The sequence below is a fragment of the Metallibacterium scheffleri genome (assembly GCF_002077135.1).
GTDB classification, from domain to species: domain Bacteria; phylum Pseudomonadota; class Gammaproteobacteria; order Xanthomonadales; family Rhodanobacteraceae; genus Metallibacterium; species Metallibacterium scheffleri.
The window spans coordinates 452,590-471,343 of sequence record NZ_LDOS01000002.1 but is presented as its reverse complement, the minus strand read 5'-3'; the positions used below and the strand labels follow the sequence as shown (position 1 = coordinate 471,343).

The 18,754-nt window shown below is 67.6% G+C and carries 17 protein-coding genes; 10 read left to right on the top strand and 7 right to left on the bottom strand.

Features of this window, described 5'->3' with window-relative positions:
• Positions 1–75 precede the first annotated feature (75 nt).
• Complete coding sequence (dusA, locus tag Mschef_RS07270) at positions 76–1,077, bottom strand: tRNA dihydrouridine(20/20a) synthase DusA (RefSeq protein WP_081127167.1); 1,002 nt, start codon at positions 1,075–1,077, stop codon at positions 76–78.
• 94 nt (positions 1,078–1,171) lie between these two features.
• Here dusA and Mschef_RS07265 point away from each other — a divergent pair, with 94 nt between their 5' ends.
• The 7 genes from Mschef_RS07265 (at position 1,172) to Mschef_RS07235 (ending at position 7,603) form a co-directional block, all read left to right on the top strand.
• On the top strand, positions 1,172–2,089 hold the full coding sequence (locus Mschef_RS07265; protein ID WP_081127166.1) for an ATP-grasp domain-containing protein: 918 nt from the start codon (positions 1,172–1,174) through the stop codon (positions 2,087–2,089).
• Positions 2,090–2,190: 101 nt separating this feature from the next.
• Entirely contained in the window at positions 2,191–2,937 is a 747-nt protein-coding gene (locus Mschef_RS07260; protein ID WP_081127165.1) for an electron transfer flavoprotein subunit beta/FixA family protein, read from the top strand.
• A gap of 17 nt (positions 2,938–2,954) precedes the next feature.
• Complete coding sequence (locus Mschef_RS07255) at positions 2,955–3,896, top strand: electron transfer flavoprotein subunit alpha/FixB family protein (protein ID WP_081129897.1); 942 nt, start codon at positions 2,955–2,957, stop codon at positions 3,894–3,896.
• 95 nt (positions 3,897–3,991) lie between these two features.
• Complete coding sequence (locus Mschef_RS07250) at positions 3,992–5,968, top strand: acetoacetate--CoA ligase (protein WP_242426485.1); 1,977 nt, start codon at positions 3,992–3,994, stop codon at positions 5,966–5,968.
• A gap of 49 nt (positions 5,969–6,017) precedes the next feature.
• The gene (locus tag Mschef_RS07245; RefSeq protein ID WP_425486743.1) at positions 6,018–6,953 is read left to right on the top strand and encodes a DMT family transporter; all 936 of its coding nucleotides are present in this window, start codon (positions 6,018–6,020) and stop codon (positions 6,951–6,953) included.
• A 40-nt stretch (positions 6,954–6,993) separates the two neighbouring features.
• On the top strand, positions 6,994–7,302 hold the full coding sequence (locus Mschef_RS07240) for a YkgJ family cysteine cluster protein (protein WP_081127162.1): 309 nt from the start codon (positions 6,994–6,996) through the stop codon (positions 7,300–7,302).
• Positions 7,262–7,603, top strand: a complete 342-nt coding sequence (locus tag Mschef_RS07235) for a GIY-YIG nuclease family protein (protein ID WP_081127161.1) — start codon at positions 7,262–7,264, stop codon at positions 7,601–7,603. The genes Mschef_RS07240 and Mschef_RS07235 overlap by 41 nt, the downstream gene beginning before the upstream one ends.
• Before the next feature lie 5 nt (positions 7,604–7,608).
• Here the strand turns inward: Mschef_RS07235 and Mschef_RS07230 are convergent, their stop codons facing one another.
• The 3 genes from Mschef_RS07230 to Mschef_RS17660 all read right to left on the bottom strand — a co-directional run bounded on the left by Mschef_RS07230 (position 7,609) and on the right by Mschef_RS17660 (position 9,987).
• Positions 7,609–8,793 carry a BaiN/RdsA family NAD(P)/FAD-dependent oxidoreductase gene (locus Mschef_RS07230; protein WP_136256583.1) on the bottom strand — a complete coding sequence of 395 codons (1,185 nt, stop codon included), beginning with the start codon at positions 8,791–8,793 and terminating at the stop codon, positions 7,609–7,611.
• A gap of 301 nt (positions 8,794–9,094) precedes the next feature.
• Positions 9,095–9,748: a Pr6Pr family membrane protein gene (locus Mschef_RS07225; protein ID WP_081127159.1), complete on the bottom strand. Its 654-nt coding sequence runs from the start codon at positions 9,746–9,748 to the stop codon at positions 9,095–9,097.
• Between the two features lie 17 nt (positions 9,749–9,765).
• Positions 9,766–9,987: a hypothetical protein gene (locus Mschef_RS17660; protein ID WP_168708975.1), complete on the bottom strand. Its 222-nt coding sequence runs from the start codon at positions 9,985–9,987 to the stop codon at positions 9,766–9,768.
• A gap of 88 nt (positions 9,988–10,075) precedes the next feature.
• On the opposite strand from Mschef_RS17660, the gene dacB reads away from it, so the two are divergent.
• Together dacB and Mschef_RS07215 are read left to right on the top strand one after the other, a co-directional pair.
• A complete protein-coding gene (dacB, locus tag Mschef_RS07220; protein ID WP_168708974.1) occupies positions 10,076–11,659 on the top strand; it encodes a D-alanyl-D-alanine carboxypeptidase/D-alanyl-D-alanine endopeptidase in 1,584 nt (527 codons plus the stop codon).
• A complete protein-coding gene (locus Mschef_RS07215; RefSeq protein WP_242426484.1) occupies positions 11,656–12,939 on the top strand; it encodes a phospholipase D-like domain-containing protein in 1,284 nt (427 codons plus the stop codon). Before dacB ends, Mschef_RS07215 begins: the two co-directional genes overlap by 4 nt.
• A gap of 8 nt (positions 12,940–12,947) precedes the next feature.
• Here the strand turns inward: Mschef_RS07215 and rfaE2 are convergent, their stop codons facing one another.
• The gene (gene rfaE2 / locus Mschef_RS07210; protein ID WP_197686756.1) at positions 12,948–14,012 is read right to left on the bottom strand and encodes a D-glycero-beta-D-manno-heptose 1-phosphate adenylyltransferase; all 1,065 of its coding nucleotides are present in this window, start codon (positions 14,010–14,012) and stop codon (positions 12,948–12,950) included.
• A gap of 134 nt (positions 14,013–14,146) precedes the next feature.
• On the opposite strand from rfaE2, the gene Mschef_RS07205 reads away from it, so the two are divergent.
• On the top strand, positions 14,147–14,749 hold the full coding sequence (locus tag Mschef_RS07205; RefSeq protein WP_197686755.1) for a D-glycero-alpha-D-manno-heptose-1,7-bisphosphate 7-phosphatase: 603 nt from the start codon (positions 14,147–14,149) through the stop codon (positions 14,747–14,749).
• Positions 14,750–14,835: 86 nt separating this feature from the next.
• Here the strand turns inward: Mschef_RS07205 and Mschef_RS07200 are convergent, their stop codons facing one another.
• Together Mschef_RS07200 and Mschef_RS07195 are read right to left on the bottom strand one after the other, a co-directional pair.
• Positions 14,836–15,399, bottom strand: coding sequence for a hypothetical protein (locus Mschef_RS07200; RefSeq protein ID WP_081127156.1), 564 nt, complete (start codon positions 15,397–15,399; stop codon positions 14,836–14,838).
• A gap of 107 nt (positions 15,400–15,506) precedes the next feature.
• A complete protein-coding gene (locus tag Mschef_RS07195) occupies positions 15,507–18,629 on the bottom strand; it encodes a valine--tRNA ligase (RefSeq protein ID WP_136256587.1) in 3,123 nt (1,040 codons plus the stop codon).
• Between the last annotated feature and the right edge of the window lie 125 nt (positions 18,630–18,754).

Below are 18,754 nucleotides of genomic sequence, written 5' to 3'. Positions count from 1 at the left end.
CCTGAATCACGCGCGCTTGTTTGCAAGCAATCGTTTGGGGTCAAGCAGCCGCATGGCCGGATTTGCAAACTGATCTCAAGCCGTTTCGACCAGCACCAGCGCCTGCTCGATCAATTCCCAGCCCGCCTCCTGGTGCAGCGCACCCTCGGTAAGCAGACGCCGGAAGCGGCGCGCGCCGGGCCGGCCGAGGTACAGGCCCAGCACGTGGCGGGTGATGTGCCTGAGCGGCATACCGCGTGCCAGCTCGGATTCAACGTAGGGCTTGAGCGCGCGCAATGCAGTGGCGCGCGCGGGTGGCTGCACGCCGCGCAGTTCGGCATCCATGCAGGCCAGCACCCAGGGATCGTGGTAAGCGGCGCGGCCCAGCATCACGCCATCGACGTGCGCGAGCTGCGCCCGCGCCGTCGCCACATCCAGCAGCCCGCCGTTGAGCACGACGGTCAACGACGGGTGGCGCCGCTTCAGGCGATGCACGCGGGCGTAATCCAGCGGCGGCAGCGTGCGGTTCTCGTGCGGCGACAGACCCTTCAGCCACGCCTTGCGCGCGTGCACCACCAGCACGCCGAGATCCGTGGCATGCACAAGGCCGTCGACGAAGCGGTCGAGGTCGGCCTCGTCGTCCTGGTCGTCGACGCCGATGCGGCATTTGACCGTCACCGGCACGCTGACGGCATCCTGCATCGCATGCACGCAGTCGGCGACCAGCGCGGGTTCCAGCATCAGGCAGGCGCCGAAGCGCCCGGCCTGCACGCGCGCGGACGGGCAGCCGACGTTGAGGTTGATCTCGTCGTAGCCGGCGCGCGCGCCGATGCGCGCGGCCGCAGCCAGCGCCTGCGGCTCGCTGCCGCCCAGTTGCAGCGCGGTGGGGCGCTCACCCGGTGCCTGCGCCAGCAGGTGCGCGACATCGCCATGCAGCAGCGCCTGCGCGTGCAGCATCTCGGTATACAGGCGCGCGCCGGGTGCCAGCACGCGATGGAACGCGCGGCAATGGCGGTCGGTCCAATCCATCATCGGCGCCACGCACAGGCGCCAGGGGCTTGTCGAGGCTGGCAATGGCAGCGCTGTGGCGGCATTCATCGGCGCATTGTCCGGTATCTGCTGCAGCGGCGCAGCCGGCGCGTTTGGCGATCGCTGCGCTTGCGGCTAGCCTGCGCGCTTTGCGTGAAATCACATGAGCAGCAGACCGCCCTGCATCGCCCTGGTCAGTACGCGCGAGGCGCTGGATCGCGATGACGACCTCGCCCCGCTGCAGGCCGCGTTGCGCGCGGCTGGCGCCGCGGTGGACATCGCGTGCTGGGACGATGCACAGGCGGATTGGGCGCGCTTTGATGCGGCGCTGATCCGCTCGACCTGGGATTACACCTGGCGCCTGGATGAATATCTGCGCTGGATAGACCACGCCGCCGCGTGCACGCGTCTGTTCAACCCGCCCGCGTTGCTGCGCTGGAACACTGACAAACGCTATCTGGGCGAGATGGCGCAGGCCGGGATGGCGATCGTGCCGACGCATTTCGTCGCCGCGGATGCCGCCATCGAGCCCGCACTGGATGCCGCACATGCCGCATGGCCGCACGCCGACTTGGTGATCAAGCCCAGCGTCAGCGCCGGCTCGCGCGACACCATGCGCCACAGCTCCGCCGCACGCGCGGCGATGCGCGCGCACCTCGCCGCGATCCACGCGCAGGGCAAGCGCGCGCTGATCCAGCCATATCTGGCGCGCGTGGATAGCGCCGGCGAGACCGCGCTGCTGTTTTTCGATGGTGTGTTCAGCCACGCCATCCGCAAGGGGCCATTGCTGGCCGCCAACGCCGCGGCAACGCGCGCGCTGTTCGCGCCCGAGCACATCCAGCCGCGCACGCCGCAAGCCGACGAACTGGCACTGGCGCAGCGCGTGCTGGCTGCCCTGCCCGCGCCGTTCAACTCGGCGCCCGGCGCACCCTTGTATGCGCGCGTGGATCTGCTGCGCGACGACGCCGGCGCGCCCTGCCTGATCGAACTGGAACTGGTCGAGCCCTCGCTGTTCCTAGACTTCGCGCCGGGTGCCGCGGCACGGCTCGCGCAGACCCTGCTGCGACATGCACGCGCCTGACCACGGGCGCCCGCTCGCCAAGAGCGGTTAAAATCGCGGGCTGACTCACCCACACGCACCGGCCTGCGCCTCGCGCGCGCCGCACAGCAAAAGGACATGGCATGAAAATCCTGGTCGGTTACAAACGCGTCGTGGACTACAACGTCCGCATCCAGGTCAAGCCCGACGGCTCCGGCGTGGTCAGCGACGGCGTCAAGCTCTCGCCCAATCCGTTCGACGAGATCGCGCTGGAAGAAGCGCTGCGCCTGCGCGAGCACGGCGTCGCCAGCGAGGTCGTGATCGTCGGCATCGGCCCGGCCGACCTGCAGGCGCATCTGCGCAACGGCCTGGCGATGGGCGCCAATCGCGCCATCCATGTCAGCACCAGCGATGTGGTGCAGCCGCTGAGCGCCGCGCGCGTGCTGCTGAAGCTGGTCGAAAAGGAACAGCCGGGCCTGGTGATCCTGGGCAAGCAGGCGATCGATGACGACAGCAACCAGACCGGACAGATGCTCGCGGCGCTGTGGGGGCGTCCGCAGGCCACCTTTGCCAGCAAGCTCGGCATCGCCGACGGCAAGGCCACGGTGGTGCGCGAGGTCGATGCCGGCCTGGAGACGCTGGAGGTCGACCTGCCCGCCGTCGTCACCACCGATCTGCGCCTGAACGAACCGCGCTTCATCAAGCTGCCGGACATCATGAAGGCCAAGAGCAAGCCCATCGAAGTGATCGAACTGGCCGCGCTGGGCATCGTCAGCGGTGACCATCTCAGGACGACGCACTACGCGCCGCCACCCAGGCGCGGCAAGGGCGTGATGGTCAAGGACGTAGCCGAGCTGGTGGCTGCGCTGAAAACCAGGGGCCTGGTGTGAGCGAGGAGCAAAAGACCATGAACAAGATCCTGATCGTTGCCGAACACCACGACGGCAAACTCAACCCCGCCACCGCGCGCTGCGTGAGCTGCGCGCAGCGGATCGACGGCGACATCGAGGTGCTGGTACTGGCCGCCACACCCGATGCGGTGGCCCGGGCCGCCGCCGCGCTGGATGGCGTGACCCGCGTGCGCAGCGTGGCGCACCCGGCCAACGTCCATGCACTCGCCGCGGTACTGGCGCCGCAGGTGGTCGCCGCCGCCGCGGGTTTCACGCACGTACTGGCGCCTTCCACCACCTTCGGCAAGGACCTCATGCCGCGCGTCGCCGCGCTGCTGGGCGTTGCCCAGGTCAGCGATTTGATGCAGGTCGAGGACGCGCAGCGCTTCGTGCGCCCGATCTACGCCGGCAATGCGCTGATCACGGTGCAGGCGCCCGGCGGGCAGGCCGTGGTGGCCACGGTGCGCACCGCATCCTGGCCCGAGGCCAGGGCTGCCGCCACGCCCGCGCCGATCGAGAATCTTGTGCTCGAGGTGGCGCTGCCGACGCACACGCGCTTCGTCGCGCTGGAATCCGGCAAGAGCGACCGCCCGGATCTGCAAAGCGCCAGCCGCGTGGTCTCCGGCGGACGCGCGCTGGGCTCGGCGGAGAACTTCAAGCTCATCTACGCGCTGGCCGACACGCTCGGCGCCGCGGTCGGCGCATCGCGCGCGGCGGTCGACGCCGGCTACGTGCCCAGCGACATGCAGGTGGGGCAGACCGGCAAGATCATCGCGCCGGCGCTGTACCTGGCCATCGGCATCTCCGGCGCCATCCAGCACCTCACCGGCATCAAGGATGCCGGCACCATCGTGGCCATCAACAAGGACGCCGAGGCGCCGATTTTCGAGATCGCCGACTTCGGCCTGGTCGGCGATCTGTTCAAACTGGTGCCCGAACTGCAGCAGGCGCTTGGCTGATGCAGCACTGACGCAATCCGCGCGCCGCATGCGCGACGCGTTGGCTTTGCGCATGCTTGCGCATAGCATGCGTGGCTTGCAACGAGGAAGCCTGCGTGGATAACACCCGCCCCATGGACAAGCCGATCTGGGAACCCAGTCGCGAGCGCGCGGAGGCATCCAACATGGCGCGCTTCCTGCGTTTCGTGCGCGAACGCACCGGCAACCCGGACTTGCTGCGCTACGCGCCACTTTGGGAATTCTCGGTGCGCGAGCCGCAGCGCTTCTGGCCGCTGGTATGGGAGTTCTGCGGCGTGCGCGCCAGCGGCGAACTCGAACCGGTCATCGAACATCCCGACGCCATGCCCGGCGCGCGGTTTTATCCCAACATCCGGCTCAACTTCGCCGAAAACCTGCTGCGCCATCGCGACGCGCATCCGGCGCTGATCTTCCGCAACGAGTGGGGCCATGCGCGCGAATTGAGCTACGCCGAGCTGGCCGCGCAGGTCGGCCGCTTCAGTCACGCGCTGCGCGCGGCGGGCGTCGGCCCCGGCGACCGCGTCGCCGGGCTGATGCCCAACATGCCGGAAACCATCATCGCCATGCTCGCGGCCGCAGCGCTCGGCGCGACGTGGTCATCGACCTCGCCGGATTTCGGCGTGGCCGGTATCGTCGACCGCTTCGGCCAGATCGCGCCCAGGGTGCTGGTCAGCATCGATGCCTACCCCTACGACGGCAAAACCCACGACGTGCTGGGCAAGCTGCGTGGCGTGCTCGATGCGATTCCCGCGATCGAGCACACGGTGGTCCTGGACTACAGCGGCCAGCACGCCAGCCTGGCCGGGCTGCGCGGCGCGCAGGGCTGGGACGACTTCAGCGCCGGCCACGGCGAGGCGCTCGAATTCACCCCGATGCCGTTCAACCATGCGCAATACATCATGTACTCATCCGGCACCACTGGCGTACCCAAGTGCATCGTGCACGGCGCCGGCGGCACCCTGCTGCAGCATCTCAAGGAACTGGTGTTGCACACCGATCTGAAGCGCGATGACCGCATCTTCTACTTCACCACTTGCGGCTGGATGATGTGGAACTGGCTTGTATCCAGCCTCGCCGTGGGCGCCACCGTGGTGCTGTACGACGGCTCGCCGTTTCATCCGGACGGCAACGCGCTGTGGGATCTGGCCGATGAAACCGGCATCAGTATCCTCGGCACCAGCGCCAAGTGGATCGCCGCAATCGAGAAAGCCGGAGTCAAGCCGCGGCAGACGCACAAGCTGGCGGCGCTGAAGACGATTTTGTCCACCGGTTCGCCGCTGGTCCCGGAGAGTTTCGATTACGTGTACCGCGACGTGAAAGACCGCGTGCTGCTGGCCTCGATCTCGGGCGGCACCGACATCGTCTCGTGCTTCGCGCTGGGCAATCCACTGTTGCCGGTGTATCGCGGCGAGTTGCAGTGCCGCGGCCTTGGCATGAAGGTCGATGCCTACGATGACGCCGGTCGGGCAGTCCGCGGTGAGCCGGGGGAGCTGGTGTGCCTGGCGCCTTTCCCGTCGATGCCGGTGGGCTTCTGGAACGACGCCGATGGCAGCAAATACCGCGCCGCCTATTTCGAGCGCTTTCCAGGCGTGTGGGCGCACGGCGATTTCGTCGAGATCACCGCGCACGGCGGCGTCATCATCCAGGGCCGCTCGGACGCCACGCTCAACCCCGGCGGCGTGCGCATCGGCACCGCCGAGATCTACCGCCAGGTCGAGCAGGTGCCCGAGGTGCTGGAATCCATCGCCGTCGGCCAGCACTGGCAGGGCGACGAGCGCGTGGTGCTGTTCGTGCGCCTGCGCGCAGGCGCGCAGCTCGACGAAGCACTGCGCGCGCGTATCCGCCAGATCATCCGCGCCAACACCACGCCACGCCACGTGCCGGCGCGCATCGAGCAGGTGCCCGATATCCCGCGCACGCTGTCAGGCAAGATCACCGAGCTGGCCGTGCGCGAGACCATCCACGGGCGTGCGGTGAAAAACACCGACGCACTGGCCAACCCGCAGGCGCTGGCGCACTTCGCCGCGCTGCGCGCCAGCCTGGAGACGCATTGATGATGCGCAGCCCGTGCGGTGTCGCGACGCGACGCGCTCGCGGCACCGGCTGACCATGTCACCCGCGGCCAAGGCCCGCCTGCAGATCCATTTCTGCGTATTCCTGTGGGGCTTCACCGCGATCCTCGGCAAGCTGATCACGCTGGCCGCGCTGCCGCTGGTGTGGTGGCGCATGCTGCTGGTCAGCGGCACGCTGCTGCTGGTGCCGCGGGTGTGGCGCGCGCTACGCGTGGTGCCGCTGCGCCTGGCGCTGGCCTACGCCGGCATCGGCGTGATCGTGTCACTGCACTGGCTGACGTTTTACGGTGCGATCAAACTGGCCAACGCCTCGGTCGCGGCCACCTGCATCGCCGTCGCGCCGCTGTTCCTGGCGTTCCTTGAGCCATTGCTGGCGCGGCGCCGCTTCGAATTGCGCGAGTTGCTGCTGGCGCTGGTGGTGGTGCCTGGCGTGGCACTGGTGGTCGATGGCGTGCCCGCCGACATGCGCCTGGGTGTGGGCGTTGGCGTGCTGTCCGCGCTGCTGGTGGCGACTTTCAGTGCGCTCAACAAGCGCCTGGTCGAGCACGCCGATCCGCTGGCGGTGACCGCGCTGGAGCTGGGCGCCGGCGCAGCATTCCTCACCATGCTGGCACCGCTGCTGCCGCACTCGGGCAGCGCCTGGCCGCTGCCCGATGCGCACGACGCGCTGCTGCTGCTGATCCTCGCCTACGCCTGCACGCTGCTGCCGTTTGCGCTGTCGCTGCATGCGCTGCGCCAGGTCAGCGCGTTCAGCATGCAGCTGATCACCAACCTCGAACCGGTGTACGCGATCGTGCTGGCGATCGTGCTGTTGCACGAGCAACGGGTGCTCGATGCGCGCTTTTATCTCGGCGTGATGGTGATCCTGGGCGCGGTGTTCCTGCACCCGCTGTTATCCCGCAGGCGCCGCCACGAGGCACAGCCGGAGCTGCTGGCCACTGCAGAATCCAAGAACCTGGTGGACTGACCCCGGGCAGCCACGGCGGCCCGTGTGGGACACTGCCGGCATGCCAGTACCTGCCGACAACGAAGACCGCGCCACGATCAGTTGCAGCCGCTGCCAGGCCTGCTGCTGCCAACTCAAGGTCCTGGTGATGGTCGACGATGACGTGCCGCAATGGCTGCTGACACATGATGCGCATGGCATGGAGGTGATGCGCCGGCACGACGACGGCTGGTGCGCGGCGCTTGATCGCGACAGTCTGCGCTGCACGATTCATGCGCGCCGCCCACAGGTTTGCCGTGACTTTGCCATGGGTGGCGGCGACTGCAGGGATGAGCGCGAGCGCTGGCGTCGTGTCGCCGCCAGCCTCTGAGCGGTCATCACCCGTGGCCTGGTTCGTCTACCTGATCGAATGCACGGACGGCAGCATCTACACCGGCATCGCCGTGGATGTGGACGCACGTTACGCCGCGCACGTACTCGGCAAGGGCGCACGCTACACCCGCGCGCACCCGCCGGCACGGCTGCTGGCGCGGTTCGCGCATGCCGACCGCTCCGCCGCAAGCAAAGCCGAATACGCGATCAAGCAACTGTCGCCGGCGGCCAAACGCGCGCTGTGCGCCGGCAGCGCCTCGCCGCCGGCGCCGCATGCGCAGGGATACGACGCGGATTGAGCGCCTCAGGCCACCATCCCGGCGGCGTGCGCCGAAGACCATGCCCACTGGAAGTTGTACCCGCCGAGGTGGCCGCTGACGTCCACCACCTCGCCGATGAAATACAGGCCCGGCACCTCGCGCGATTCCATCGTGCTCGATGACAGCGCGTCGGTATCGACGCCACCCAGCGTGACCTCGGCAGTGCGGTAACCCTCGCTGCCGCTGGCGACCAGCGGCCATGCCTGCAGCTGCGCCGCGAACACGCGCAATTCGGCCCCGCGATACTGGCGCATCGGCAGGCTGGGCAGTGCGAGCTCGCACAGACGCTGCGCCAGCCGCCGCGGCAGCAACTCGGCCAGCACGCTGCGCAGCTCGGCATCGGGGTGCGCGCGCTGCTGCGCACGCAAGGCATCAAACGCATCGTCATCGGGCAGCAGGTTCAAGCGCAGGTCGTCGCCGGGCTGCCAGTACGAGGAGATCTGCAGGATCGCCGGGCCGCTGATGCCACGGTGGGTGATCAGCAGGCCGGCGCGGAACCGCTGGCCATTGCAGCGCGCCTCCACCGGCAGCGCAACGCCGCTGAGGTCATGGTAATTCTGCTGGTGCGTGCCGCTCAGGGTCAGCGGCGCCAGCCCCGCGCGCGTCGGACGCACGGCAAGTCCGAACTGGCGCGCCAGCGCGTAGCCAAAACCCGTGGCACCCATGCGCGGAATCGACAGCCCACCGCTGGCCACCACGAGTGCCTGTGCGCGCACTTCGCCCAGTGTCGTCGTCAGCGCAAAACCCCGGTCGTGCTGCTGCACGCGCACCACGCTGCAACGCGTCTCGACACGCACACCGGCCGCCGCGCACTCGTCCAGCAGCATGCGCACGATCTGCCTGGATGAGTCATTGCAGAACAACTGCCCCAGCTCTTTCTCGTGCCAGGCGATGCCGTGCTTGTCGACCAGCGCGATGAAATCCTGCGGGGTGTAACGCGCCAACGCCGATTTGCAAAAGTGTGGATTGGCCGAGATGAAGTTGGCCGCGCTGGTGCCTGTATTGGTGAAATTGCAGCGCCCGCCGCCGGACATGAGGATTTTCTTGCCGACGCGCTCGGCGTGCTCGATCAGCAGCACGCGGCGACCGCGCAGACCGGCCACGCGCGCACACATCAGCCCCGCCGCGCCACCGCCGATGATGGCGACATCGACCCGCAATGCGTCCATGCCCGGGCTCAGTGCGGTCGCGAATGCCGCGCCGAGCCAGTCTGGTCAGCGCGACGTCGCATCACTTCGGCAGAAACACCTTGGCATCGGTCTTGCCATGCTTTTCGGCGCGCTTTTCCTTCAGCGTCTTCTGCGGTTTTTTCTTGGCGTCTTTCTTCTGGTTGAGACTCTTGCTCATGACATGCGCTCCTGGGGAGGAAAGATTTTCTCGGCGGGCAATGCCTGCGACGGGCATTGCCGTGCGTGGCAGTATCGCAGGGTAACAGCGCATGCAGTGCAACGATGCGCGACTCGGAAAAACCTAACGCCGTGTGTCGCCACGCACGCGCAACAGGCCGCGGTCCAGCAAGACCAGCGCCGCGCCCAGCAGCGCGAACAGCAGCAGCAACAGCACTGCGTTGCGCAGCAACAACTCCATGCCGAGGCGCGGCAGATTGAGGAACGGATACGGATACACGTGCAGCAACTGCCCCAGCAGCATGGCCCAGATGAAATACAGCACCGGAACCAGCAACCACGCGCCCAGGTGCTGCCAGCGCAATCCACGCACTGGCACGATCCACAACCAGCCCAGCGCGTAGAGGCTGGGCACCACGGTATGCAGCAGTGCGTCGGCCAGCAACGCCAGCCCCTGCGGATGCCAGTGTGCCGCCAGCAGCAGGTGATACACCGCCGCGGTGATCAGGATGTACAGCAGCACCGCGCCGCGCACACCGGCGCGCGTGCACCAATGCCCGGCGCGACTGCCCGGTTCCAGCGCGGCCACGCCGCATACGAACGCGACCAGCACGTTGCTCAAAATCGTGAAATAGCTGAAATAACGCAGCGTCATCCAGAGCGCGCCGACATGTTGCGCCTGCGCCTGCATCCATACGAACTGCAGCAGCAGGCCAAGCACCGCGATCAGTGCGGTCAAGCCCTGCCAGATGCGCTCACGGTTACTCAGTGAAGCCATGGGATTCCGACTCGTGATCAGTCTGCAAAATCGTGCATCCTGCCGCGGCTGGCAAGCAAACCGGCGCGGCAGGGTCGTCGCGCCACGTTGTGCGCGATGCACCGCGCGGCGCGAATGCCGGATACTGCCGCACCTTCCAGCAGCCAGTGCTGAACCATGTCGAGAATACTGCCGATCGCCGTGTCGGGAATCCCGAACGGCCCCGCCCTGGCGCTTGCCGAAGGCAGCAAAACCGGCACGGGTCCACGCCACGCCCGCACGCGGCCGGACCCTGACGCGATGGCTGCAGCAGCACCTGCCTCGCGCCCAGCGCTTCCCGAAAAAGTCGTGCGCGGCATCCTGCTTGCGCTCGTCCTGCTGGCGGTCCGCGCGCAGGCACAGCCGGTGCCGGCCAGCAACGCAGCCGGCGCCAGCAATTCGGCGGCCACGCTGGCCGCGCGCATTGATGCCTTCATCGCACAGCCGCGCTTTGCCAGCGCGCGCTGGGGCATCGATGTGGTCGATCTGGCCAGCGGCCGGACGCTGTTTGCGCACGCTGCCGACAAATTGTTCGTGCCGGCGTCCAATGCGAAGCTGTACACCACGGCGCTGGCGCTGCACTTGCTGGGCCCCGGGGCACGTTTCGACACCACGCTGTACGCCACCGACAGGCCCGATGGCCACGGCCTGCTGCAGGGCGACCTGATCCTGCGCGGTGGCGGTGATCCGGCGCTGGGCACCGACACCGGCGCCGCCGATGGCCCCGGCTGGGCCGATGCGCTGGCGACGCGCCTGGCCGCCGCCGGCGTGGTGCGGGTCAGGGGCGACCTGATCGCCGATGACACGCGGTTCCGCGGCCCGCCCTTCGGCACCGGCTGGGGCGCCGGCGACCTGTTCGCCGACTACGCGCCGGCGGTCAGCGGCCTGACCGTGGGCGAGGGCACCCTCGCGGTGACCGTGAGCAGACAGGGCACGCGCTGCTGCACGATCGACGTGCAGCCAGCCAGCGCCGGCGTGCGCGTGGTCAACCTCAGCGTGGACGCCACCCCGGATGATCCCAGCAGCTTGCTGCTGTATCGCCCGCTGGGCCACGACACGCTGTATGTCAGCGGCAGCCTGCCGCGCGCCGCGCGCGCGCGCACCTACACCCTGGCCGCACCCGATCCGGCGCGCATGGCGGGACAGCAGTTGCTGGACGCGCTGGCCGCCACCGGCATCGCCTTCGATGGCCATTTGCGCGTGCTGCGCTGGCCGCGGACCGACCCGGCGCTGGACGATCCGCACACCGTACGCATCGCCACCCTGGCATCGCCGCCATTGGCGCAACTGGTGCGGCACATGCTCAAGCATTCGGACAATCTCTACGCGCAGACCCTGCTGTTGCAGGCAGGCCTGCGCTGGCAGCACAGCGGGCGCGGCTCCTGCGGCTGGGTGCTGCACTGGACCGAGCAATGGGGGTTGTGCGCGCTGCGCACGCTGCTGGGTGAAATCGGCATCGACCGCGAGCAGGCCCACTTCAGTGAAGGCAGCGGCCTGTCGCGGCAGGATATGGTGAGCCCGCGCGCCACCACCACGCTGCTGGCATGGATCGCGCGGCAACCTTGGGCCACCACGCTCAACGATGCGCTGCCCAGCGCCGGCAACGACGGCACGCTCACCTGGCGCCTGAGAAACCTGCCCGATGGCGACCGCGTGGAGGCCAAGACCGGTACGCTGGCGCACATGTACACGTTGTCGGGTTATCTGGTGACCGGCGCTGGCCGGCGCCTCGCCTTCAGCGTGATGCTCAACAACTACCAGCGCCCAATCGAGCCCAACGGCGACTGGGCGCCGCCCTATCCCACCCACGACCTGGATGCCGTCGTGCGCCTGATCGCCGCGTATGCCGACACGCCGGCCAGGATCCCGCCCCCAAGCGAGCAGACCCGATGAATTCACGACGCATCTCCCGAATGCCGGTGCGCGCACGCCGCTGCCTCTTGCTGGGTGGCGCTGCGCTGCTGGCCATGCTGCTGTCCTCCGCGGTGCTGGCGCGCAGCGCGCCACCCGCGTTGCAGATCGTCGAAAGCGTTCCGGTGGGCACGATCTATGGCCAACCCGGCGTGCCGCGCACACAGGCGATATGGCTGGACCTGATCAACCACGCGCAGAAATCCATCGACCTGGCTGCGTTCTACATCAGCAACCAGCCGGGCGCGGCACTGCAGCCAGTGCTGGATGCGCTGATCCGGCGCGCGGCGGCCGGCGTGAAGGTGCGCATCCTGCTCGATGCCACGTTCATGAAGGAAAGCCGCGCGGCCTACGACCTGCTCGCTGGCAAGCCCGGCATCGACATCCGCATCCTGCCAGTGGACAAGCTCACTGGCGGCGTGCTGCACGCCAAGTATTTCATCGTCGATGATCACGTCGTGTTCGTCGGCTCGCAGAACTGGGACTGGCGCGCGCTGACGCAGATCCACGAAATCGGCGCGGTCGTGCGCAGCACACGCATGGCCAAGACCTTCACCGCCGCGTTCGATTTCGACTGGCAACTCGCCGCAGATCCCAATCTGCCGGCAGCGCGGCGCCGCGCCGTGCAACCGCCCGATTTCGCACCAGTGACGGCACAGGATCCGCTGGTGTTGCAGCAAGACGGTGCGCCGCTGGTGATCTCCGCCGGTTTCAGTCCGCGCGCGCTGATGCCGGACTGGCTCGATCCTGAGCTGCCGCAATTGCTGCGCCTGATCGATGGCGCGCAGCACACGCTCGACATCCAGGTGATGACGCTCAGCGCATTCAAGGACTACGGCCCGAAGGGCTGGTGGCCAGCGCTGGACAGCGCGCTGCGCGATGCCGCCGCGCGCGGCGTGCGGGTGCGCATCATCGTCGCCGACTGGGCGCTGCGCGAACCGATGCAGGCGTACCTGAAATCGCTGGCATTGATGCCGAACATCAGCATCAAGTACAGCACCCTGCCCGAAGCGCCGCAGGGGTTCATCCCCTATGCGCGCGTGGAGCACTGCAAATACGCGGTGGCCGATGACCGCATGAGCTACATCGGCACCGGCAACTGGAGCTGGAGCTACTTCGCCACCACGGTGGATGCCTCGCTGTTCATCACCGGCAAGGCACCGGCGCAAACGCTCAGTGCCATCTTCAACCGCGACTGGAACGGACCTTACGTGCAGCGCATCGAGCCAGGCGGGCACTACGCGCCGCCGCGCGTGCGCTAGGCAACGGCTCAGCCGTTGCGGATGCGCTGCACCAGCGCGGTGGTGCTGAGCGGGTGCGCGAATGGGATCGACAGCACGCGCCCGCCACGCGCACGCACGCCGTCGGCTCCGACGATGGCATCCGGCGCCCAGTCGCCGCCCTTGACCAGCACATCCGGTTGCAAGGCTTCAATCAGCCGCAGCGGCGTGTCCTCGGCGAAGGGCAGTACGTAGTCGACGGCGCCGAGTCCGGCCAGCACCGCCATGCGGTCCTCCAGCGTGTTCAGGGGGCGATCATCACCCTTGCCCAGGCGCCGCACCGAAGCGTCGCTGTTGACGCCCACCACCAGGCACGCACCCTCGCCGCGTGCAGCTTGCAGATAGTGCACGTGGCCGCGATGCAGCAGGTCAAAAACGCCGTTGGTGAATACCAGCGGCCGGCGCCCGGGCAGCAGCGGTTGCAGCGTCACGACATCGGCATGCACCTTGCTGGCGGGCTTGTTGGAGCCATCGGCAAACACGCTGTCCAGGTACGTGCACAGGGTATGGATCAGCAACAGGTGCACTTCCTGGATGCGCGCGGTGCTGGTGGCGGGCACGCGCAACTCGATGTCCCCGCCGCGCAGCAGCGGCGCCAGCGCGCCACCGTCCTTGCCGGTCAGCGCCAGCACCCACAGGCCGCGCGCCTGCGCGCTGCGCACGGCCTCGAGCACGTTGCGCGAATTGCCCGAGGTGGTGAATGCCACCAACACGTCGCCGGGCCGACCCAGCGCTTCGACTTGGCGCGCAAACACGCGCTCGTAGGCGTAATCGTTGGCGATCGCGGTCAGCACACTGCTGTCCGGTGTGAGGGCAATGCCGGGCAGCCCGATGCGCTCGCGCTCGAAGCGGTTGACCAGTTCCGAGGCCAGATGCTGGGCGTCGCCCGAGGATCCGCCATTGCCACAGGCCAGCACCTGGCGGCCATCGCGCAGCCGCGCGGCCAACATCTGCGCCGCACGCAGCGTGGGTTCTGCCAGCGTCGCCAGCGCGCGCGTCTTGACCGCGGCACTGTCGACGAAAGCAGCCTGCACATCTTCAAGATTCATCGGCATGGGCGATTCCGCAGTGGCTTGGTGATCGGCTGCGCGCAAGCATAGCCAAAGCCGCCGCGCGCGGCCGCTCGGCGCTTTCGCGCAGCCACGCGCCCATGCCGAAACTGCGAGAATGCGCGGAGCCCCTCCAGCCCATGACGATGCCTGCCGCCGCGCCGCGCCCTGCCCTGTTCCTCGACCGCGATGGCGTGGTCAATGTCAACCATGGCTACGTGCACCGCGCCGGGGACACGCAGTTCATGCCCGGCATTTTCGAACTCTGCCGCAACGCGCAGGCCGCGGGCTGCGCGCTGGTCGTCGTCACCAACCAGGCCGGCATCGCACGCGGCTACTACAACACGGCGCAATACCACGCCTATAGCGGCTGGCTGCGCGGCACGCTGGCCGCGCAGGGCGTGCTGCTGGATGGCATCTACCACTGCCCGCACCATCCCGAATCCGGCGTCGGCGCCTGGCGGCGCGCCTGTGCTTGCCGCAAACCCGCGCCGGGCATGATCCTGCAGGCTGCGCACGATCTCAGGCTGGACCTTGCGCGCTCCGCCGTGCTGGGCGACAGCCTCAGCGATATCGAAGCTGGCCGCCGCGCTGGCGCAAGGCTATTGATGATGTTGCGCGCCGACACCAGCGCACGTCCCGCGCCCCCGGCAGACGTGCAAACCGTGCGCGATCTCGCGGGCGCACGCGCGGCGCTGCAACCGTGGTTTGCACAGCAGAATCGCGCTCGACACAGCGGCTGAGCGACCACCTATCCGCATGGCGTCCCGGACTGCCTGGATGCTGCACTGCGCGGGCCGCAGCCTGACGCCCTGTTGGCGTGCAGGCCTCAGGGATTCCGGGGCCAGTTGCCGTTGCCCAGCGTGCGCCAGTGCGTGGTGCTGACACCCATGCTGAATATGAACGGATGGCTGGCACTGCCAAAGGCCTTGCTCATCTGCACGCTGGCGCCTTCCCATTGCGAGGTACCGAAGGCGTGGCTGTAACCCAGGCCGCCGGCGACGCTGCCGGTGACCGACCAAGGATGCTCGGGGCTGCCGAACAGCTTGGTGGCATTGACGTTGGCGCTTTGCCAGCTGCTGCTGCCCCAACCCTTGGCATAACCCACACCCGTGGACAGGCTGCCCCACACCAGCGGCTTGGAACCATCCAGCGATGCGGCTGCTTGCGACTGTGCCGCAGCGGCGGGAGATACGCGCGTATCCGTGGGTGTGGCGGTGGTGGATGAAGCCAGCGCCGGCGTGGCCAGCACGCTGGCGTAGGACTGCATGGGCAGCTGCAGGTCGAGCACGGGTGCGGCGGAGCGGGCTGGCGGTGGTGCGGTGGCCGCATCGGCGGCCCAGGTGGACGCTGCAAGCAGGACCAGACACATGGCAATCGCGATTCGGTTCATGGCGCATCCTCGGTCGCGTGCAAGCTTACAACCGCGCGCCTGCGCCTGCGTGAGCACAAGCTGAGCCGCGGGGGAAGGCTCCCGCCTCGCCGCAAGCGCTGGGCAAGCTACGACACGATCGGCGCGGCCAGGCGTACGGCCTGCGCGCCGAGCTTGGCGTGATCGTCGCGCCACTTGTCCAGACGCTGGCGCTCCTGCTCGACCACCGCCGTCGGAGCGTTGGCCACGAACGTGGCGCTGCCCAGCTTGGCTTCACACTTGGCGATCTCGCTCTCGACGCGCTTGAGTTCCCTGGCGACGCGCGCGCGCTCGGCGTCGAGGTCGATCAGGCCGGCGAGGGGAATCAGCAGTTTCGCGCCCTGGAACGAGGCGCTCGCGGCGGCTGGCACCGGCGCATCCGCATCCAGATGACGGATGGACTCGATCCGGCACAGCGCGCGCAGCATGGGTTCGATGTCACTGAACAGTTTCGGGTCGATCAGTCGCCCTTCGATCAGCAACGGTACCTGACGGCTGGGTGCCAATCCGAACTGACTGCGGATGCTGCGCAGTCTCTCCACGGCATCGATCAGCAACGTGATCCTGCTGGTCTCGAGGGTGACCGCCGTGGCCATGATGCGGGCCTGCGCCTCGGCGTATTCAGCGGCGCCCATCTCCGCGGATGGCTCCTGCACATCAGGGTAGGGGCGGGCGAGGATGCTCGGCTGCGTGAGCCCCAGCCGCGGCGCGACTTCCTGCCATATCTCCTCGGTGACGAAAGGCGTGATCGGATGCAGTGCGCGCAGGATGCCTTCGAGAATGTAGAGCAGGGTGTGGCGCGTGGAACGAGTGGCCGCTTCATCGTCGCCGTTGAGCGTCAGCTTGGCCAGTTCGACGAACCAGTCACAGTAGTCGTTCCAGACGAATTGATAGAGGTGATGCGCGACGAGGTCGAATCGGTAGTTGCGAAACTCCCTCGTGACAAGCTCCATCGTCCACCAGAAGCGTTGGTGGATCCATTTCTCGGCCAACGTGACCCGCGTCGGCTCGCCCGCGGCACTGAACCCCTCGGTGTGCATCAGCACGAAGCGTGCGGCGTTCCACAGCTTGTTGCAGAAGTTCCTGTAGCCCTCGGCGCGCTTGAGGTCGAAGTTGATGGTGCGCCCGTGCGTCGCCAGCGCGGCGAAGGTGAAACGCAGCGCGTCGGTGCCGACGGCCTTGATGCCGTCCGGGTAATCCTTGCGGATGCGTTTCTCGACCTTGGCGCGCACCTGCGGGATCAGCAGGCTGGTCGTGGACTTCTGCACCAGGTCCTCGAGGCCGATGCCGTCGATCAGGTCCAGCGGGTCGATGGTGTTGCCCTTGGACTTGGACATCTTCTGGCCTTCGGCGTCGCGCACGATGGCGTTGATGTAGACCTCGCGGAAGGGCACGCGGTCGGCCAATGCCTGTCGCTCCGGTGTGTACGTGCCATCCGCATTGCGGCCGACGAAGTAGGTGGTCGCCATCACCATGCGCGCGACCCAGAAGAAGATGATGTCGAAGCCGGTGACCAGCACCGCGCTGGGCAGGAATTGCTGATCGCTGCGCCAGTCGGCGACTGGCTTGCCATCGATCACCACGGGGCCGTCGGTCTGCGGCCAGCCCATCGTCGAGAACGGCCACAACGCGGAAGAGAACCAGGTGTCGAGGACATCGTTGTCTTGTTTCAATCGTTCGGGCCAGCCGGCGCGCAAGAGCTTCTGTTCGATCTCTTCATTTGTGTCGTCAGGTTGGAGGCCCGCCAGGCCGACAATGCCGCCATTGTCGTTCGCATCGAGCCACTGCTGGTGAGCTTCAAAAGGCGTTTCGGCAACGTAGTAACGCTCGTGCCTGTCGTACCACGCCGGAATGCGGTGGCCCCACCAAAGCTGGCGGCTGATGCACCAGTCCTGGATGTTCTCCAGCCACTGCGTGTAAGTGCTGCTCCAGTTTTCGGGTACGAATCGGATCGCGCCGCTACGCACGGCTTCGAGCGCCGGCTCGGTGATCTGTGTCTTGCCGCCCGGTCCGCCCGGCGGACGCATGCGGCCACTTGGCAACTCGGTGCTGGTCAGGTCGACGAACCACTGGTCGGTCAGCATCGGCTCGATCACCGCGCCCGAGCGCTGACTGACCGGCACCTGCAGCTTGTGCGGGGTGGTTGCGACCAGCAGGACCAGGGCTTCAAGGTCGGCCACGATCTGCTTGCGTGCTACGTAGCGGTCGAGGCCGTGATACGCCACCGGAATGCCGATGTCCGTACTGTGCGTGACTCGTACTGATTCGCTGGCGTCGTAGCGATCTGCAAGTGTGCGGATCTTGGCATCCAGCGTCAGGACGCCGAGCATCTGCAGCCCATGTCGCTGGCCGATCGCGTAGTCGTTGAAATCGTGCGCGGGCGTGATCTTCACGCAGCCGGTACCGAATTCGCGGTCGACATAGTCATCCGCGATGATCGGGATCTCCCGGTCGGTCAGCGGCAAGATCAGCGTCTTGCCGACCAGATGCGCATAACGCTCGTCCTCGGGATGTACCGCCACGGCCACGTCGCCCAGCATCGTCTCCGGGCGCGTGGTGGCGACCACGAGACCGGGCCTGCCATCCGGACCACGCAGTTTCGGGTCGGAGAACGGATACAGGATCGACCACAGGAAGCCGTCGCGCTCCTCGTTGTTGACCTCCAGATCCGACACCGCGGTCTGCAGCACCGGGTCCCAGTGCACCAGACGCTTGCCGCGGTAGATCAGTCCGGCGCGAGCCCACTCGACGAACACCTTGCGCACCGCCGCGGACAGACCTTCATCCATGGTGAAGCGCTCGCGCGACCAGTCGATGCTGGCGCCAAGACGGCGGCTCTGGTTGCCGATGGCCGATCCCGACTGCTCCTTCCACTGCCAGACGCGTTCGACGAAGGCCTCGCGGCCGAGGTCGTGACGCGTCTTGCTTTCCGCCGCCAGCTGGTTCTCGACGATCTTCTGCGTGGCGATGCCGGCGTGGTCGCTGCCGCCCTGCCACAAGGTGCGCTTGCCGGACATGCGCGCGTGGCGGATCAGCGCATCCATGATGGTCTGCTGGAAGGCGTGGCCCATGTGCAGCGTGCCGGTGACATTGGGCGGCGGCAGCAGGATGCAGTAGGGATCGCCCGTGCCCGATGGCTTGAAACAGTCCAGGCGCTGCCAGCGCGCGTAGCACTGCGATTCGATCGAGCCGGGTTCGAAGCTGGCGGACAAGGGCATGGGTGCTGGATTCTTCGCGGGGCGAGCCGGCGATTGTAATCAGCTGCCTGCTGCGGCGCAGCGCGAGGCGCGCAAATGCAACGGGGGCAACCGGCCCCCGGCACTGGCAAACAGGCGCT

What these genes read in the sequence shown, in the direction of transcription:
- Mschef_RS07200 (WP_081127156.1), bottom strand. Translation starts at nt 15,399, where the DNA reads ATGAACCGAATCGCGATTGCCATGTGTCTGGTCCTGCTTGCAGCGTCC.
- Mschef_RS07240 (WP_081127162.1), top strand. Translation starts at nt 6,994, where the DNA reads ATGCCAGTACCTGCCGACAACGAAGACCGCGCCACGATCAGTTGCAGC.
- Mschef_RS07215 (WP_242426484.1), top strand. Translation starts at nt 11,656, where the DNA reads ATGAATTCACGACGCATCTCCCGAATGCCGGTGCGCGCACGCCGCTGC.
- Mschef_RS07225 (WP_081127159.1), bottom strand. Translation starts at nt 9,748, where the DNA reads ATGGCTTCACTGAGTAACCGTGAGCGCATCTGGCAGGGCTTGACCGCA.
- dusA (WP_081127167.1), bottom strand. Translation starts at nt 1,077, where the DNA reads ATGAATGCCGCCACAGCGCTGCCATTGCCAGCCTCGACAAGCCCCTGG.
- Mschef_RS07260 (WP_081127165.1), top strand. Translation starts at nt 2,191, where the DNA reads ATGAAAATCCTGGTCGGTTACAAACGCGTCGTGGACTACAACGTCCGC.
- Mschef_RS07255 (WP_081129897.1), top strand. Translation starts at nt 2,955, where the DNA reads ATGAACAAGATCCTGATCGTTGCCGAACACCACGACGGCAAACTCAAC.
- Mschef_RS07265 (WP_081127166.1), top strand. Translation starts at nt 1,172, where the DNA reads ATGAGCAGCAGACCGCCCTGCATCGCCCTGGTCAGTACGCGCGAGGCG.
- rfaE2 (WP_197686756.1), bottom strand. Translation starts at nt 14,012, where the DNA reads ATGCCGATGAATCTTGAAGATGTGCAGGCTGCTTTCGTCGACAGTGCC.
- Mschef_RS07235 (WP_081127161.1), top strand. Translation starts at nt 7,262, where the DNA reads ATGAGCGCGAGCGCTGGCGTCGTGTCGCCGCCAGCCTCTGAGCGGTCA.
- Mschef_RS07205 (WP_197686755.1), top strand. Translation starts at nt 14,147, where the DNA reads ATGACGATGCCTGCCGCCGCGCCGCGCCCTGCCCTGTTCCTCGACCGC.
- Mschef_RS07230 (WP_136256583.1), bottom strand. Translation starts at nt 8,793, where the DNA reads ATGGACGCATTGCGGGTCGATGTCGCCATCATCGGCGGTGGCGCGGCG.